This window comes from Stenotrophomonas sp. a6, from assembly GCF_030913325.1.
In the GTDB taxonomy this organism is placed as follows: Bacteria; Pseudomonadota; Gammaproteobacteria; order Xanthomonadales; family Xanthomonadaceae; genus Stenotrophomonas; species Stenotrophomonas maltophilia.
Map to the genome: position 1 here is coordinate 1,361,297 of NZ_CP133161.1, position 17,919 is coordinate 1,379,215.

Genomic DNA, 17,919 nt, shown 5'->3' on the forward strand with positions numbered 1-17,919 from the left:
GGGTATCTCCGAATGTGGTTGCAGTTTAAAACCAATAGCGATAGCCTGCATCTGGTTTCAAATTGCAACTACAAAATGAGTGCCGCATCGTTTTCCCGTCCACTGCTGGTCCTGCTTGCGGTTGCCGCTGGCGCCAGTGTTGCCAACGTCTACTACGCGCAGCCGCTGCTGGATCAGCTTGCACGCGCCTTTGCGCTGGACCGGGCCGTGGCGGGCGCGGTGCTGGCTGCCACCCAGGCCGGCAGCGTGCTGGCGTTGCTTGGCCTGCTGCCGCTGGCGGACCGCGGCGACCGGCGACGCCTGCTGCGGCTGCAGTTGATCGCGCTGGTGCTGGCCCTGTTGTGGCTGGCGGCGTCACGCACGGCGAGCTGGCTGTTGTCGGGCATGCTGCTGGCAGGCTTGCTGGGCACCGCGCTGACCCAGGGCCTGATTGCCTATACCGCCATGCTGGCACCGCCCGAGCAGCGCGGTCGCGTGGTCGGTGTGGTGCAGGGCGGCGTGTTCATCGGCCTGCTGCTGGCGCGCGTGGTGTCCGGTACGGTGGCGGCGGCCTTTGGCTGGCAGAGGGTCTACCTGCTGTCAGCGGTGGTGATGGCAGCGTTGGCGGCGCTGCTGTGGCGGCGCCTGCCCGCAGTACCGGTGCCGTCGGTCCCTCCACGCTGGCGCGAGCTGCTGGGCTCGATGCAGGGCATGCTGCGCCGCGATCGAACGCTGCGCGAGCGCGGGCCGCTGGCATTGCTGCTGTTTGCCGGCCTCAATGTGTTCTGGGCGGCGGCACCCCTGCCGCTGTCGGCACCGCCGCTGCACTGGTCGATCGCAGCCATCGGCGCGCTCGGCCTGGCCGGCGTGGTCGGTGCGCTGATGGCGGCGCGGGTCGGACACTGGATGGACCGTGGTTTCGCGCATCGGGTCAGCCTCGGCGCGCTGTTGTTGATGCTGGTCGCGTGGTGGCCGCTGCTGGGCCTGCCGCATTCGCTGTCCTTGCTGTTGCTGGGTGTGGTCGTGCTCGACCTGGGCGGCCAGGCACTGCATGTCTCGAACCAGGCATCGTTGCTGCGTGCACCGGCAGAACAGCATGGGCGCCTGATGGCGTTGTACATGCTGTTCTATGCGGTGGGCAGTGGTGCAGGCGCGGCGGCGGGGCCCTGGATGCAGGTGCGGCATGGCTGGCCCGCTGTGTGCCTGCTGGGGGCAGGCATCGCGTTGCTGGCGCTGCTGTGGTGGGCAGCATGGCGGGTGGGGGCGGTGAAAGCAGCGGCTGGCGCGCGAACCGGTAGAGTCGACTGTTAGTCGACTGCTCTTCGTTCCGACGGCGAAAAATCCCGCGCTGCGCGCGATAGTCGACCAGCGGTCGACTCTACCTGTCCTGCCGTCATCGCTGCAGTGCACGCCGCCCCGGGGCTTCCTGCAGGTCCGCGCTGGCGACCACCACGCGGTTGCGGCCGCTGCGCTTGGCCTCGTACATCGCGGCGTCGGCACGTGCCATCAACCGCTCGTAGTCCGGATGACCATCGTGACCGGCCACGCCGATGCTGGCGGTCAGCTCCAGCACCTGGCCATTGGCCAGTGCTACCGGTGATTGTGCGATCTGCCGGCGCAGGCTCTCGGCGATCACGGTCGCCTGCGACGCGCTGGCGGCCACCAGCACCACCACGAATTCTTCGCCGCCATAGCGGAACAGGTAGTCGCTGCCACGCGTGAGCTGGCCGAGCAGGCCGGCCACGTGCTGCAACGCACGGTCGCCGGCATCGTGGCCATGGCCGTCGTTGATTGCCTTGAAATGATCCAGGTCGAGCAGCAGCAGCGAGAACGGTGTGCGGTTGCGCGTGGCCAGCTCGATTTCCCGGCGCAGCACGGTGGGCAGGAAGCGACGGTTGAGCGGGTTGGTCAGCGCGTCGCTGCCGGCATCCAGTTCGCCGATGCGCTCGAACAGCAGCGTCATCAGGGTGCGGATGGCGGCCAGGTCCTCGCGGATGGCCGGCAGCACCGCCAGTCGCTGCGCCGGAGCATCGCCACTCGCGCGCTGCAGGTGGCCGTCAATGCGGGCCATCAACTGACCCACCTGCTGCGTTTCGCTGCTTTCGCCGAAGCTGGGGATGCCCTTGTGGGTGAACCACAGGCCGAACTCCGAGGTGGCCAGGCTGGCGTTGTCGCTGGCCTGCACGTGGCCGGCGAGGGCGTAGAGCAGGGCGTTCTCCCAGTCCAGCAGCAATGCGCGCTGGCGCTCGCGTTCGGTACCGACGTTCTGTACCAGCGAGAACAGCCGGTAGGCGGCGTCGGCACGGGTGGAGCGCTCGCGCGCATGGGTGTAGGCCAGGGTCATGCCTTCCATGGCGATGTCCATGATCGCGCTGAGGCAGGCGATGGCGGCGAACGCGGTCGCGCTGTCGGGCGCGTCGTCGCGCAGGCGCACGAACAGCTCGTGCTTGAGCACGCGCGCACCGCGGGTGACCAGGTCGACCGGGATGCCGACCCGTGCGTGTACGTCGCCGATCACCCGCTGCGAGGCGACCGTGGTGGCGATGCCAGCGGCGTCGGTGGTCAGCAGCTGTACCAGCCAGCGCTGCATGGCCGGCTGCAGGCGCTGCTTGACCTGGTCGTGGGACAGGAAGCGGCGTGCGCGCCCGTCCTGCAGCAGCACTTCGTAAAAGCGCTGGGCCAGCGCGGGTGGGGCATCGGTGGCAGCGGCCTTGAGCAGCGCGGTGGCGGCAGGGCCGGCCTGTAGCAGGCATTGCTGCCAGGCCTCGGCCAGCGGCTGGCTGGCATCGTCCAGTTGGGGTGGTTCCACGTCGATCTCTGACTGCGTACGGCAAACCACGGGTATCGGCCGCGGTGGCATACGGTTGATGGCGGGGTAGCCGGCCAGTTTACGCGCGGTGCAGGCTTGCACGGTGCGCAAAGCACATCGACGCCGCTGCGGCAATGAGTGAACGCATTTGAGAAGCACTCGCATTGATGGGAGAATGCGCGCACGGAGCGGGCTGCAGGTGCCTGCAGGACGGCTCCGCCTCCCCCCCCTCGTCGTTGCCTCAAGCCCTTTGCCAGAGGCCCCGCAGCCCTGCCAGAAGGTCCTGATCATGTCTCCTGCCGTTGTCCATTCGCCGCGCCCGCTGGCGCTTGCCGTTGCCGCCCTGCTGGCGGGCAGCGCCCTGACCGCCCAGGCCGAAACCGACGCCACCGATATCGACACGGTGCACGTCACCGCCTCGCAGATCGCGCGCCAGGCACTGGGCACCTCGACCATCACCGCCGAGGATATCGCCCGGCGCCCGCCAGCCAACGACATCGCCGAGCTGTTGCGGACCATGCCGGGCGTCAACCTGACCGGCAACAGCGCCTCGGGCCAGTACGGCAACAACCGCCAGATCGACCTGCGTGGCATGGGCCCGGAAAACACCCTGATCCTGGTCGATGGCAAGCGCATCGGCGCACGCGATGCCGTGCGCATGGGGCGCAGCGGCGAGCGCAATACCCGCGGTGACACCAACTGGGTGCCGGCGGAAATGATCGAGCGCATCGAAGTGCTGCGCGGCCCGGCGGCGGCACGCTATGGCTCCGGTGCCTCCGGCGGCGTGGTCAACATCATCACCAAGCGCCCGACCGGTGACCTGACCGGTGCGGTGGACCTGTATGGGCTGGTGCCCGAACACAGCGCCGAAGGTGGCAGCGAACGCGTCGGCCTGCAGCTGAGTGGGCCGATGACCGACACCCTGTCGTTCCGCCTGTACGGCAATCTCAACAAGACCGACGCGGACTCGCTGGAGCTCAACCGCCAGTACGCTACCAACCCCAACGCGGTGCCGCCGGCCGGCCGCGAGGGCGTCAAGAACCGCGATGTCAACGCGCTGCTGCGCTGGGACGTGACCGCCAACCAGGTGGTGGAGTTCGAAGCCGGCACCAGCCGCCAGGGCAACATCTACGCTGGTGATCGCGCGGTCAGCACCACCGGTACATCGACCGGTGTTGACCTGGCGGCACTGGCCGAGGGCGAAGCGGAGACCAACCGCATGTACCGCAACACCGGCGCGATCACCCATCGTGGCCGCTGGGGCGACGTGACCTCGCGGGTGACGGCCGCGGTGGAGGCGGTGAACAACTCACGCATCAACGAAGGCCTGGCCGGTGGCCCGGAAGGCAGCTTCAACGGCAGCGACTGGTCGACCTCGCGACTGCGCAACTACCAGCTGGACGGCGAAGTGAGCTTCCCGGCCACGCTGGGTGGTGCCGAGAACATCTGGACGCTTGGCTTTGAATACCTGGACAGCCGCCTGACCGACCCGTACTCGATGAGCCAGTCCAGCAGCAGCGGCGGCGGCATCCCGGGGCTGTCGGCCGATCGTGCGCGGGGCAAGGCCGATGCGCAGACCACCGCCGTGTTCGTCGAAGACAACATCTACCTGGGTGAGCGCTGGATCGTTACCCCGGGCCTGCGCTTCGACCACCACAGCCAGTTCGGCAACAACACCAGCCCCAGCCTCAACGCGCAGTTCCGCATCAACGGCGACTGGGTGGTGAAGGGCGGCATCGCCCGGGCGTTCAAGGCGCCGAACCTGTACCAGTCGAATCCGGACTATCTGTATTACACCCGTGGCAATGGCTGCCCGAATGCACTGCCGAGCCTGGGCTCCGGCTGCTACATGCGCGGCAATGCGGACCTGAAGGCGGAAACCAGCCTGAACAAGGAACTCGGCATCGAGTGGGCACCGCGGAGCGGCTGGCAGGCCTCGTTGACGTACTTCCATAACGACTACAAGGACAAGATCCAGGCCGGCTACACCCAGATCGCCCTGACTGCCGACACCAGGGGCCGCATCTTCCGCTGGGAGAACGCGCCGAAGGCGATCGTGCAGGGGCTGGAAGGCAACCTGGTAATCCCGCTGCTGGGCGAGCAGGGCAACCGCCTGAAGTGGAGCAACAACTTCACCTACATGGTGGAGAACGAGAACAAGCGCACCGGCCAGCCGCTGTCGGTGATTCCGAAGTACACCGTCAACACGATGCTGGACTGGCAGGCCACCGACAAGCTGTCGCTGCTGCTGACCGGCACGTTCTACGGCAAGCAGAAGCCGGCCACCACCAACATCAACAATGATCCGCGCTGCACCGGCACCTGCGACCCATCGATCGCACTGCAGGATCGCGGTGCGTACAACATCTGGGGCGTGAGCGCGCGCTACAGGGTGACCGAGACGGTCAGCTTCGGCTTCGGCGTGAACAACCTGGCCGACAAGCGCCTGTTCCGCGAGGCCAACAGCAGCGATGCCGGCGCGGCGACCTACAACGAGCCGGGCCGCGCGTACTGGGCCAGCCTGCGCTTCGGGTTCTGACCCGATGAGGCCTGCGCCGGGGCGTTCCCCGGCGCAGCCTGAAGGCTACTTCACCTGCCGGCAATCGCGCAGGTGGACGCCACCGGTGTCCATCTTGTCGACCACGCCTTCCAGTTTCACCCAGTCGTTCTCGCGCAGGGTGGCGCCCAGCGCCATCTGATCCGGCGCCAGCGCACAGTGCACGGTGAAGTTGGCATTGTTGTCGTCGTTCGACTGGCGTCCGCCGATGCCACCGATGCCCTTCATCTTGGTGACCAGATAGCCCACCTCGAAGGTCTTGGCAAAGCGGTTGGGCTGGGCGGTGTAGACCTGGCCATCGATGATGAAACGACGGCCGAAATACTTGACGAGCAACGGCTGGTACATCGCGTCGGTATCCGGCGGGGTGCTGGTGCCGGAGAACAGTGCCCTGAGCGGTGCGGTGTTGATTTCCCGCTGCAGCCGCTTGGCGTCCTTGCCCATTTCGGTGGACATGCCGACCGCAGTGGCCTGGATCGGCTTGTCGAAACCGCTGGAGACACGCACGGCTTCTGCGATCGCCTCGCCTTCGGGGCCGGTCTTGAGCTTGTCCAGCCAGCCACACAGCGCGCTGCGTGCGTCCTCTTCCTTGGCGGTCTGCCCGCGTGACAGCTTGGTGCCGACCACCACGTTGCCGCCATTGGAGGCGGTGATGATGCTGACCAGCGGCATCTTGGTGTCGGTCTGCAGCACGTACATCTGGCCTTCGGTCTCGGTGATGACATCACCGCTGACGAAGTTGTTGCCTTCGTCGAGTGCCGCCTTGCGCAGCTGGCCCAGCGCACTGCGGGGCTTCAGGCCGGGGAGGGTGACTTCGGAGGTGAAGAACTGGCCATTGCGGGGATCGCCTACCGCCTGGAAATTCTGCTGGCAGGTCTTGGCCGAGGCGCTTGCGGCCGTGCCCAGCGCGCAGGCCACGGCGACGGCGACCCAGGGGGTCTTGGTAGTCCACATGTTCCGGATTCCTTGTGCTTGAGTGTCCATTGCGGGCCGCAACGCCGAAGCGGTCTGGCTGCCCGTTCCCCATCCAGAGGGGATGGGGTCATCATAGTGTGGCCCGGCACGGGCGCAAGCTGCGGCGAGCCGCGGCGTGCAGTCTGCAATGTTATAAACACCGTGATAGTTTCCCCACGGCCGCCGGCGTAGCCTGCCTCCATCGCAAAGGAGCTGTTGCCATGGGCCACGACCACGATCACCTGCCGTCCGAGATCCGCCATGAGAGGCCCTTGTGGTGGGCGCTCGGCCTGACCTCCACCTTCCTCCTCGTCGAAGTGGTGGGCGCGTTCTGGACCAACAGCCTGGCGCTGTTGTCCGACGCGGCACACATGGCCACCGACGCGCTGGCCCTGATGATCGCGCTGGTCGCGGTGCGGCTGAGCCGGCGCCCGCCGGATGCGCGCCGCACCTACGGCTATGCGCGCCTGGAAGCGCTGGGCGCAATGATCAACGGCGCGATGCTGTTCGTGGTTGCCGGCTACATCCTGTGGGAAGCCGTCGGGCGCTTCAGCAAGCCGCAGGAGATCGCCTCCACCGGCATGCTGGTGATCGCCTCGGCCGGCCTGGTCATCAACCTGATCTCGATGCGCCTGCTGCAGGCCGGCAGCGGCGAGAGTCTCAACGTGAAGGGCGCCTACCTGGAAGTGTGGGCGGACATGCTCGGCTCGGTGGCGGTGATTGCGGGTGCGGTGCTGATCCAGTTCACCGGCTGGAAGCCGATCGATCCGATCCTGGCGGTGCTGATCGGCCTGTGGGTGTTGCCGCGCACCTGGGTGCTGATGCGCGAGGCGATCAACGTGCTGCTGGAAGGCGTGCCCAAGGGCATGGACGTGGCCAAGGTGCGCGACAGCCTGTCCAGCCATGCCGCGGTAATGGACGTGCATGACCTGCACGTGTGGGCGCTGGCCTCCAGCACGCCGGCGCTGACCGCGCATGTCGTTATGCGCGACGGCACCGAAGCCGATGCGCTGCGCCGTGAGCTGAGCGGGCGCCTGCACGATGACTTCGGCATCGAGCACGTGACACTGCAGCTTGAAGCGGACCACTGCGGTGAAGCCTGTGGTGAGCCGGCGCCGGCCAAGGGCGGTGAGCACGAGGCCCATGAAGGCCATGACCACGGCGAGGACGCGCAGGGCCATCGCGGTCACGTGCATCGCTGAATGGGATATGCCGTCACGCGGATCGGGTGAAACCGGTCGGGCGAAACCGCATGGATGAAACCGCTTGGACGAAACCGACCGGGCGAAACCGCCTTGGTAGAGTCGACTGTCAGTCGACTGCTCTCCGGCGAGGCTGCGACGAAGCCCGCGCTGCGCGCGTTAGTCGACTGACAGTCGACTCTACCCTGTCGTCCCGACGCGACCGTGCAGGCTGCATCCGTCGAGAACAGCGAAGGTCATTCGTCCCGTCGCGAGGCCAGCCGATCCGCCAGCCGGGTCGGTTCCGGCAGCCGGTAACCGCGCAGCGTGCGCTGCACCCAGTCCAGCGCGGTATCGGCACTGACCCGATGGCCGCCGGCCACGAACAGCGGCTTGCAGCGCACCTTGCTGCGCAGCACCCAGCCGAGCTGCTCGTCACCGTCCATCAATGGCGTATGCGCGCCTGCTTCGGCACCTGGTTCGACGAACCGGCCCACCAGTTTCGACTTGGCCACGCCGATGCTCGGCAGGTCGGTGACCACGCCCAGATGCGCGGCCACGCCCAGTCTGCGCGGATGGCTGATGCCGTGGCCATCGACGAACACCAGATCCGGCGCCCGCGGCAGCAGTGCCAGCGCGGCCAACAACGCTGGCAGCTCGCGGAAGCTGAGCAGGCCGGGAATGTACGGCATCACCGTGGGAATGCGCGCTATTTCCTGCGCCACGGGCTGCAATGTCTTCGCATCCAGCAGGACCGCTGCGGCGCGGGTGGTGGCACCGTTGTCCTCAAAGCCCACATCCAGCCCGGCCAGCCAGCGCACGTCGTTGGGCAGGCGGTCCTGGCGCTCCACGCGGCCGGCCAGCTGGAGCTGCTGCGCGCGGGCCGCGGCGACGCTTCCTTCCCAGCGCCCGGGGTCGATCACCGTATTCATTGGCCACAGCATCGCATGGGTGGCGCCACGGCCCGGTGAGTGGCGGCCGGGGCTACAATGGCGGCCTGCCTTTCCTCGCGTTGGAGACCCTGCAGTGACCCGTAAACTCGTACTGTTGCGCCATGGCCAGAGCCAGTGGAACCTGGACAACCGCTTCACCGGCTGGGTCGATGTCGACCTGACCGAGCAGGGGTGCCGGGAAGCGGCCGCCGCCGGTCGTCTGATGCGTGAGGAAGGCCTGCAGTTCGACGTCGCCCACACCTCCGTTCTCAAGCGCGCCATCCACACCCTGCAGGGTGCACTGGCCGAGCTGGAGCAGGACTGGCTGCCGGTGAACAAGTCCTGGCGCCTCAACGAGCGTCATTACGGCGGCCTGCAGGGCCTGGACAAGGCCGAGACCGCCGCCAAGCACGGCGAGGAGCAGGTCAAGGTGTGGCGCCGTTCGTACGACATCCCGCCGCCGCCGATGGAGCTGGAAGATCCGGGCCACCCGATCCATGACCGCCGCTACGCCGGCCTGGACCGCAACGCGCTGCCGGGCACCGAATCGCTGGCCACCACCCTGGATCGCGTGCTGCCGTACTGGCACGACGCGATCGCGCCGCAGCTGAAGGACGGCAAGACCGTGCTGGTCACCGCCCACGGCAACTCGCTGCGCGCGCTGTACAAGTACCTCAACAATGTTTCGCGCGAGGAGATCCTCGAGCTGAACATCCCGACCGGCATCCCGCTGCTGTTCGAACTGAACGATGACCTGACCGTGCAGTCGTTCCGCTACCTGGGCGACCCGGAAGCGGCGCGCAAGGCCGCCGAAGCCGTGGCCAACCAGGGCAAGGCGAAATAAGTAGATACCCACCGTTGGTGGGTATTCTTCTGCTGGGTGTGTGCGGACCAACGGTCCGCACACACCCGCTTGCGACCACGGGCGTTCCCCCTGTGACCTTTGGCCGGTCCCTGTCGTGGGCCTCCCCGGCTACCCTGTGAAATTACCCGCAGGAGAGCCTCATGAACGTCCGCAACCTGGTCCCGCTGGGCCTGACCATCGCCATCGCTGCCTCGCTGGCGGCCTGTGGCAAGAACGAAACCGCACCGGCGGCCGGTGCCGACGCCAAGCCGGCCTTCGACCTGTCGCAGATCAAGACGCCGCTGATCTCGCTCAACAGCGCCGACCTCGATCCGGCCATCTCGGCCTGTACCGACCTCAATGGCTTCGTCAACAGCAAGTGGCTGAAGGCCAACCCGGTGCCGGGTGACCAGACCACCTGGGGCAGCTTCGAGATCCTGCGCGAGCGCTCGCTGGAAGTGCAGCACGCGCTGGTGCAGCAGGCCGCCGCCAGCCAGGCCAAGGCCGGCTCGGTGGAAGCCAAGATCGGTGACATCTGGAAGACCGGCAACGATGAAGCCAAGATCGAAGCCGCCGGCCTCGCGCCGCTGCAGCCGCAGCTGGACAAGATCACCGCGCTGAACGATACCGCCGCCATCACCCAGTACCTGCGCGACAGCCAGGCCGAGGGCAAGGGCGTGCTGTTCTCGCTGTTTGCCAATGCTGATTACAAGGATTCGGCCAACGTCATCGCCTACGTCGGCCAGGGCGGCCTGGGCTTGCCGGAGAAGGGCTACTACTTCGACGATGCGCAGGCCAAGATCCGCGACGCCTACGTGGCCTACATCGCGCAGGTGCTGACCCTGTCCGGCGTGGACGCCGCGCAGGCCGCCGAGCAGGCCAAGGCCGTGATGGCCTTTGAAACCCGCCTGGCCAAGGCCTCGATGTCGCGCATCGAAATGCGTGACCCGGCCAAGCGCTACAACCCGCTCAGCGCCGCAGACGCCGACAAGCTGACCCCGAACTTCAGCTGGACCGCGCTGTTCGACACCCTGAAGGTGCCGGCCGCACAGAAGTTCTCGCTGGCCCAGCCGGGCTTCTTCGGTGAAATGGACAAGATGCTGGCCGATGTGCCGGCCAGCACCTGGCAGGCCTACCTGCGCTTCCACACCATCGACGACGCCTCGCCGTACCTGAGCAGCCAGTTCGAGAAGGCCAACTTCGAGTTCTATGGCAAGACCCTGCGCGGCCAGCAGGAAATGCAGCCGCGCTGGAAGCGCGTGCTGGAGTCGGTCAACGGTGGCATGGGCGAAGCCTTGGGCCAGCTGTACGTCGACGCCGTGTTCCCGGCCGAGTCGAAGGTGGCCATGCAGCACCTGGTGGAGAACCTGTCGCAGGCATTGAAGGCGCGTCTGGAGCAGCTGCCGTGGATGGGCGAGGAAACGAAGAAGAAGGCACTGGAAAAGTGGGCCAGCTTCACCCCGAAGATCGGCTACCCGGACAAGTGGCGTGACTGGGCGGGGCTGCAGACCAACGGCGACAGCTACCTCGGCAACATGCAGGCAGCGCGTGCGTTCAACTACCGCTACATGCTGGACAAGATCGGCAAGCCGGTGGACAAGACCGAGTGGGGCATGACCCCGCAGACGGTCAACGCCTACTACAACGCCACCAAGAACGAGATCGTGTTCCCGGCGGCGATCCTGCAGGCGCCGTTCTTCGACGCCAAGGCCGATCCGGCGCTGAACTACGGCGGCATCGGTGCGGTCATCGGCCACGAAATGATGCACGGCTACGACGACTCGGGCAGCCAGTTCGCCGCCAACGGCAATTTCGACAACTGGTGGACCGACGCCGACCGCAAGGCCTTCACCGAGCGTACCGACCAGCTGGTTGCACAGTTCGATGGCTACGAGTCGGTGCCGGGCGTGTTCGTGAAGGGCAAGCTGACCCTGGGCGAGAACATCGGCGATCTGGGTGGCCTGACCGTGGCCTACGACGCACTGCAGATGGCGCTGAAGGAAGACCCGAAGGCGAATGTGGAAGTGGATGGCCACAGCCAGGACCAGCGCTTCTTCATGAACTGGGCCACCGTGTGGCGCCGCAACTTCACCGACGGTGAGCTGCGCGTACGCCTGAACACCGACCCGCATGCGCCGGCCAACTTCCGAGCCAACGGTGCACCGTCGAACATGCCGTCCTTCGCTGCGGCGTTCCAGTGCAAGGCCGGCGACGCGATGGTGCGTGCCGACGACAAGCGCGTGGTGATCTGGTAACCGATCACCCGTGATGCGTGATGCGAAAGGCCCGGCGAACGCCGGGCCTTTTGTTTGCCGGCACGATGACACCGGATCGGTAGAGTCGACTGTTAGTCGACTATCGCGCGCAGCGCGGGATTTCTCGATCTGGACGAAGAGCAGTCGACTAACAGTCGACTCTACCGCCGGGTCGTTTCACGTGCCGGGAGTCGACCAACCGGTTCGACGGAATCCGCTTGGTAGAGTCGACCGTTGGTCGACTATCGCGCGTAGCGCGGGATTTTCTCGATCTGGACGAAGGGCAGTCGACTAACAGTCGACTCTACCGGCGGGTCGTTTCACGTGCCGGGAGTCGACCAACCGGTTCGACGGAATCCGCTTGGTAGAGTCGACCGTTGGTCGACTATCGCGCGCAGCGCAGGATTTTCTCGATCTGGACGAAGAGCAGTCGACTAACAGTCGACTCTACCGGCGGGTCGTTTGACGTGCCGGGAGTCGACCAACCGGTTCGACGGAGTCCGCTTGGTAGAGTCGACCGTTGGTCGACTATCGCGCGCAGCGCGGGATTTTTTCGATCCGAGGAGCAGTCGACTAACAGTCGACTCTACCGCCGGGTCGTTTCACGTGCGGGGAGATCTCAGGCCAGCTCAGGTTCCTGCGCCAGCAGGCGATGGAAGCGTTGCAGAACGTAAGGGTCGATCAGACCACCGGATTGCTCGTCGATGATGCGCAGTGCCGTCTCGTGTTCCATCGCGGCACGGTAGGGACGCACGCTGGTCATCGCGTCATAGGCATCCGCAACGGTGACGATGCGTGAGCCCAACGGAATGCTCTCGCCGCGCAGCCCATCGGGATAGCCACTGCCATCGAACGCCTCGTGATGGGCGCGGATCAGCCGCGCAACCGGTGCCGCGTCGCTGCGGCCAGTGGCCAGGAAGATGTGTTCACCGCGCACCGGATGCTCGCGCATGATCGCGCGCTCCTCGTCGGTATGCCGGCGCGGGGCCAGCAGCACCTCATCGGGAATGCCGATCTTGCCGATGTCATGGAAGCGTGCGGCCAGGCCGATCTGCGCACTGGCCTCGTCATCCAGATCGCAGTGCGTGGCCAGGCGCTGCGCGAGCAGGCCAACGCGGTCGCAATGGTGGCGGGTGTAAGCGTCGCGCATCTGCAGCGACATCGAGAGGGCATCGATCAGGCAGGCCTGTGCATGCAGCAGGTCGGGGGCGGGTACGGCGTCAGGAAACATGGTCATCCGCCCGCACCGGGTGGGGACCGGTGCGGGGTGTTCGGGGGCGATCAACCCGGGGCGAGGGTGGTCAGAAGGGCGCGGGCCGCGTTGAAGCGGTCCTCCGGCAACGGCAGCGGATGCTTGATGCGAAGCTTGTCGGGCCCTTCCATGGCATAGAGGTTTGGCTGTTTCTGGATCAGCTGGATCACCGCCATCGGATCGATGTTCGGCTTGGACTCAAACACGATGCGGCCACCGTTCTCACCCAGGTCCAGCTTGCGGATGCCCAGCGCGTTGGCTTTCAGCTTCAGCTCGGCGATGGCGAACAGGTGCTTGGCCGCATCCGGCAGCAGGCCGAAGCGATCGATCATCTCCACCTGCAGTTCGCGCAGCGCATCGCTGTCGCGCGCGCTGGAAATACGCTTGTACAGGGTCAGGCGGGTATGCACGTCCGGCAGGTAGTCTTCCGGGATCAATGCCGGCACATGCAGCTCGACCTCGGCACCACGCACTTCCTCGCCGGCATCCAGGTCGGGCAGCTTGCCCTGCTTGATGCTGCGTACCGCGCGCTCCAGAAGCTCGGTGTACAGGCTGAAGCCGACCTCGGCCATCTGCCCGCTCTGGTCCTCGCCGAGCAGTTCGCCGGCACCGCGGATCTCCAGATCGTGCGTGGCCAGGGTGAAGCCGGCGCCCAACTCGTCCATCGAGGCGATCGCTTCCAGGCGCTTCTCAGCGTCGGGGGTGATCGCGCGGCGGTCGGGGGTGATCAGGTAGGCGTAGGCACGGTGGTGCGAACGGCCCACGCGCCCACGCAGCTGGTGCAGCTGGGCCAGGCCGAAGCGGTCGGCGCGGTTGATGATGATGGTGTTGGCGTTGGGGATGTCGATGCCCGATTCGATGATCGTGGTCGACAGCAGCACGTTGAAGCGCTGCTTCTGGAAGTCCAGCATCACCTTTTCCAGCTCGCGCTCGGGCATCTGCCCGTGGGCGATGCCGATGCGCGCTTCCGGCACCAGCTCGGACAGCTCGCGCTGCATGCGGCCGATGCTTTCCACGTCGTTGTGCAGGAAGTACAGCTGGCCGCCACGTGCCAGCTCGCGCTGGAAGGCTTCGCGCAGCAGCGCGTTGTCCCACTGGGTGATGAAGGTCTGCACCGCCAGCCGGTTCGGCGGCGGCGTGGCGATGATCGACAGGTCACGCAGGCCGGCCATGGCCATGTTCAAGGTGCGCGGGATCGGCGTGGCGGTCAGGGTCAGCAGGTGCACGTTGGCGCGCAGCGCCTTCAGGGCTTCCTTCTGGCGCACGCCGAAACGCTGCTCTTCGTCGACGATGACCATGCCCAGGTCCTTGAACTTCACGTCGGGCTGCAGCAGGCGATGGGTGCCGACGATGACGTCGATGGTGCCGGCGGCGACCTTTTCCAGCTCGGCCTTGATCTCCTTGGTGCTCTTGAAGCGCGACAGCACCTCGACCTTCAGCGGGTAATCGGCGAAGCGGTCGCGGAAGTTGCGGTAATGCTGTTCGGCCAGCAGCGTGGTCGGCACCAGCACGGCCACCTGCTTGCCGGCACTGGCGGCGGCGAATGCCGCACGCACCGCCACCTCGGTCTTGCCGAAGCCGACGTCGCCGCAGACCACACGGTCCATCGGCTGGCTGCTGGCGAGGTCGCGCAGGGTGGCGTCGATGGCGGCCAGCTGATCGGGGGTTTCCTCGAACGGGAATCCGGCTGCGAACGGCTCGTACATCGCACGGTCCACCTGCAGTGCCAGGCCGGCACGCGCCTGGCGACGGGCCTGGATCTCCAGCAGTTCGGCAGCGACGTCGCGAACCTTTTCGGCGGCCTTGCGCTTGGCCTTGCTCCACTGCTCGCCACCGAGCGAATGCAGCGGCGCGGTTTCCGCTGAAGCGCCGGAGTAGCGGCTGATCAGGTGCAGCTGGGCGACCGGCACATACAGGCGGTCGCCCTTGGCGTATTCGATTTCGAGGAACTCGCCGGGCATGCCGCCGACGTCCATCGCGATCAGGCCACGGTAGCGGCCGACGCCATGGTCCTCGTGCACGATCGGTGCACCCTCGGTCAGTTCGCCGAGGTCGCGGATGATCGCTTCCGGCTCGCGGCCGGCACGGCGCGTGCGGCGGGTGCTGCCGGCGCGCTCGGGGAACAGCTGGCGCTCGGTCAGCACCGCGATGCGCGGATCGTCCAGTGCGAAGCCATCTTCCAGCGGTGCCACCGCGATCGCGAAGCGCGCATCGTCGGCGAGGAAGCTGGGCAGGTCGGCCACCACCGGCGGCTTCAGCTCGGCGGCCTGCAGCACTTCCAGCAGGGCCTCGCGACGCCCGGGCGAATCGGCGGCGATCAGTACCCGGCCCGGATAGTGGCCGAGGAAGGATTTCAGCGCGTCGCCAGCGGGGGCCTCGCGCGCGGCCACCGGCAGCGGCGGCAGCGGCTGGTCACCCAGCGCGTGGGCATCGGCGATGCGCGCGTGGTCAGCCGACCACACCTCGATGCGCGGGGCATCGTTCAGGCGCTCGCGCAGCAGCTCCGGCGACAGGTACAACGCCGAAGGCGGCAGCAGCGGGCGCTCCACATCATGGCGGCGCTGCTCATAGCGGTCCGCGGTCTGCGCCCAGAACGCGACGGACGCTTCATACGCACCGGTACAGACCACCGGCAGGCTGCCGTCGGGCAGGTAGTCGAACAGGGTTGCGGTGCGTTCGAAGAACAGCGGCAGGTAGTACTCGACGCCGGCCGGGGCCAGCCCGGACTTCAGATCCTGGTACAGCGAACTGCGCCGGGTATCCACATCGAAACGCTCGCGCAGCGTGGCCAGCACGCGTGCGATGCTGGCCTCGTCCATCGGCACTTCGCGGCCGGGCAGCATGTGCACCGCCTCGACCTTGTCCAGCGAACGCTGGCTTTCCGGATCGAAGGCACGGATCGAGTCGATGTCCTCGTCCAGTAGTTCTACCCGCAGCGGCTCGTCGGCGCCCATCGGGAACACGTCGAGCAGGCCGCCGCGCACCGCGAAGTCACCCGGGTCCATCACCTGCGGCACGTTGCGGTAGCCGGCGCTTTCCAGGCGACGCTTCTCGGCTTCCAGGTCCAGGCGCTGGCCGACTTTCAGGTCAAAGCTGCCACCGATCACATAGCTGCGCGGGGCCAGCTGCTGCAGCAGGGTCTGCACCGGCACGATCACCAGGCCGCGCTTCAGCGCCGGCAGGCGGTGCAGGGCGGACAAGCGCTGCGAGATGATGTCCGGATGCGGGCTGAAGCGGTCGTACGGCAGGGTTTCCCAGTCCGGGAAGGCGACCACCGGCAGGGCCGGGTCACCGCCAAGCAGGGTCTGCAGGTCGGCTTCGAGCTGGTTGGCACCGTGGTTGTCACGGGCGATCACCAGCAGCGGGGCGTCATGCGCACGCGCGGCCTGGGCCAGGTACCAGGCCAGGGCGGTCGGCGAGGCGGGGGCGCGCCACCAGGCGCGGAGCTGGCCGGCGCGCGGCAGCGGCGGGGCGGGGTATGAGGTACGCGACATGGACCCCGGATTTTAGCAGAAGCCCGATCGAAGCCCGGTGGGTCGTGCCGGCCGTTTGCCGACGGCCTCACGTGCCGTTGGGGGAACACAATGCCGGCCAGCGGCCGGCACTACCGGGAGGCATGGCCGGGCAGGGCCCGGCGCATCCGTCAGTTGTCCAGCTCCAGCACCATCCGCACCAGGCCTTCGGCACCGGTCGGGTGCGGCACCGGCTTGAAGCCCAGCGAGGCGGCCAGCTGCTTCATCGGCTCGTTCTCGGCGGCAACGTCGCCGTACAGGCGGTCGAGGTACTTGCCGCGGCCCCACTTCACCAGCTTGCGCATCAGCTGCCGGCCCAGGCCCTGGCCAATGAGGAAGCGGCTGATCAGGATCGCGTACTCGGCTTCACGGGTACCGGGGATGATCGAGGCCCGGGCGACCGCGCCGACCACCGCTTCGCCAGCGGGCAGGGACTCGGCTGCGACCAGGGTGATCTCGGTCTTGGGATTGGGGTGCGTCAGGCGCTGGGTGGTTTCCGGTGACAGCTCGGTCACCGCCTGCAGGAAACGATCACGGATTTCTTCCGGCCCGAACAGGCTGAACGCCGCTTGCAGCGGTGCGCCGTCTTCCGGGCGGATGGGGCGGATCAGCAGCTCGTGGCCGCTGGGAGCCTTGAAGATCTCATGCCAGGGCGGCATGCGGTTGCGAGTGGCCATACCGGGTGATTCCTTGGTGGTCCATCGATTGTGGCATCACCGGGGCTGCATTCCGTGAACGAAAGGCTCACGGCGGTACAGCCTCGTGAAGGCCGTTATTCGGGGGCTTTGAGCCAATCCAGGCGGGTGCTGGCCCCCGGTTCGCCCAGGTGCTGGCGCAGCGCCGGCAGGGCCGGGCCGACCACCCGGTCGAACTGCCACGGCGGGTTGAGCAGCAGCATGCCGCTGCCGTTGAGGCGCAGCGGCGAGTCGTCCGGGCGCACCAGGAACTCGATCGTCATCGCCGACTTGACCGGCAGGGCAGTGGCCTTGCGGAGGAAATGCAGGATGGTGCGGCGCTGCTTGATCGGGAACCAGACCGCACAGGTGGCCTGCGGCCAGCGTGCCAGGGTCTCGGCCAGGGCAGCCAGGATGTTCTGGTATTCGGCGTCCTGCGCCTCGTACGGCGGATCGATCAGCACCAGGCCACGACCGATCTTGCTGCCGTTGAACTTCGGCGGCAGCAGCGAGCGCAGCAGGGCATAGCCATCGCCAGCGCGCACATCGACGCGGCTGTCATGGGCAAACAGGGCCTTCAGCGTGGCCGTTTCGGCTTCCTGCAGCTCGCAGACCGCCATGCGGTCCTGCGCGCGCATCGCCTGTGCGCTCAGCAGCGGCGAGCCCGGGTAGTTGGTCAGCGCGCCCACCGGGTTGTCGGCCTGGACCGCCTTCAGGTAGCGCTCGACCACCTCCGGCAGCTTGGGCTGGGCCATCAGCCGCATGATCCCGGATTCGGCCTCCAGGGTCTTGCGGCTCTCTTCGCTGGCCAGCAGGTAGCGGCCGGCACCGCCGTGGGTGTCGAGCACGAAGAACGGGCTGTCCTTGCGCTTGAAGCTGTCGATCAGGGCCAGCTGCACGATGTGCTTGAGCACATCGGCGTGGTTGCCGGCATGGAAGGCGTGGCGATAGTTCATGGGCGGCAGTGTAC

At 67.0% G+C, this 17,919-nt stretch carries 12 protein-coding genes; 5 read left to right on the forward strand and 7 right to left on the reverse strand.

Translation table 11 applies throughout. The annotated features are described in order from the left end of the window. Positions 1–75 precede the first annotated feature (75 nt). Positions 76–1,290, forward strand: a complete 1,215-nt coding sequence (locus tag Q9Q79_RS06310; protein WP_201864057.1) for an MFS transporter — start codon at positions 76–78, stop codon at positions 1,288–1,290. A gap of 82 nt (positions 1,291–1,372) precedes the next feature. Here Q9Q79_RS06310 and Q9Q79_RS06315 read toward each other — a convergent pair whose 3' ends face one another. Next, entirely contained in the window at positions 1,373–2,788 is a 1,416-nt protein-coding gene (locus Q9Q79_RS06315) for a GGDEF domain-containing protein (protein ID WP_201864059.1), read from the reverse strand. A gap of 289 nt (positions 2,789–3,077) precedes the next feature. Between Q9Q79_RS06315 and Q9Q79_RS06320 the strand changes: the two genes are divergently transcribed. Beyond that, complete coding sequence (locus Q9Q79_RS06320; protein WP_201864061.1) at positions 3,078–5,327, forward strand: TonB-dependent siderophore receptor; 2,250 nt, start codon at positions 3,078–3,080, stop codon at positions 5,325–5,327. Between the two features lie 45 nt (positions 5,328–5,372). Here the strand turns inward: Q9Q79_RS06320 and Q9Q79_RS06325 are convergent, their stop codons facing one another. After that, entirely contained in the window at positions 5,373–6,299 is a 927-nt protein-coding gene (locus Q9Q79_RS06325) for a hypothetical protein (RefSeq protein WP_005408676.1), read from the reverse strand. 221 nt (positions 6,300–6,520) lie between these two features. On the opposite strand from Q9Q79_RS06325, the gene Q9Q79_RS06330 reads away from it, so the two are divergent. Beyond that, positions 6,521–7,501 carry a cation diffusion facilitator family transporter gene (locus tag Q9Q79_RS06330; protein ID WP_111197919.1) on the forward strand — a complete coding sequence of 327 codons (981 nt, stop codon included), beginning with the start codon at positions 6,521–6,523 and terminating at the stop codon, positions 7,499–7,501. A 236-nt stretch (positions 7,502–7,737) separates the two neighbouring features. Here the strand turns inward: Q9Q79_RS06330 and nfi are convergent, their stop codons facing one another. Beyond that, complete coding sequence (gene nfi / locus Q9Q79_RS06335; protein ID WP_049397958.1) at positions 7,738–8,412, reverse strand: deoxyribonuclease V; 675 nt, start codon at positions 8,410–8,412, stop codon at positions 7,738–7,740. Positions 8,413–8,506: 94 nt separating this feature from the next. Here nfi and gpmA point away from each other — a divergent pair, with 94 nt between their 5' ends. Then, a complete protein-coding gene (gpmA, locus tag Q9Q79_RS06340; protein WP_076739579.1) occupies positions 8,507–9,256 on the forward strand; it encodes a 2,3-diphosphoglycerate-dependent phosphoglycerate mutase in 750 nt (249 codons plus the stop codon). A 161-nt stretch (positions 9,257–9,417) separates the two neighbouring features. After that, positions 9,418–11,511 carry a M13 family metallopeptidase gene (locus Q9Q79_RS06345; RefSeq protein ID WP_076739580.1) on the forward strand — a complete coding sequence of 698 codons (2,094 nt, stop codon included), beginning with the start codon at positions 9,418–9,420 and terminating at the stop codon, positions 11,509–11,511. Positions 11,512–12,130: 619 nt separating this feature from the next. Here the strand turns inward: Q9Q79_RS06345 and Q9Q79_RS06350 are convergent. The 4 genes from Q9Q79_RS06350 to rlmJ all read right to left on the reverse strand — a co-directional run bounded on the left by Q9Q79_RS06350 (position 12,131) and on the right by rlmJ (position 17,905). Beyond that, positions 12,131–12,748, reverse strand: a complete 618-nt coding sequence (locus Q9Q79_RS06350; RefSeq protein ID WP_005412694.1) for an HD domain-containing phosphohydrolase — start codon at positions 12,746–12,748, stop codon at positions 12,131–12,133. Positions 12,749–12,792: 44 nt separating this feature from the next. Beyond that, complete coding sequence (gene mfd / locus Q9Q79_RS06355; protein WP_005412695.1) at positions 12,793–16,257, reverse strand: transcription-repair coupling factor; 3,465 nt, start codon at positions 16,255–16,257, stop codon at positions 12,793–12,795. 149 nt (positions 16,258–16,406) lie between these two features. Continuing rightward, positions 16,407–16,952, reverse strand: coding sequence for a GNAT family N-acetyltransferase (locus tag Q9Q79_RS06360; protein ID WP_004150340.1), 546 nt, complete (start codon positions 16,950–16,952; stop codon positions 16,407–16,409). 95 nt (positions 16,953–17,047) lie between these two features. Further along, on the reverse strand, positions 17,048–17,905 hold the full coding sequence (rlmJ, locus tag Q9Q79_RS06365; protein WP_005408683.1) for a 23S rRNA (adenine(2030)-N(6))-methyltransferase RlmJ: 858 nt from the start codon (positions 17,903–17,905) through the stop codon (positions 17,048–17,050). Positions 17,906–17,919: the final 14 nt, after the last annotated feature.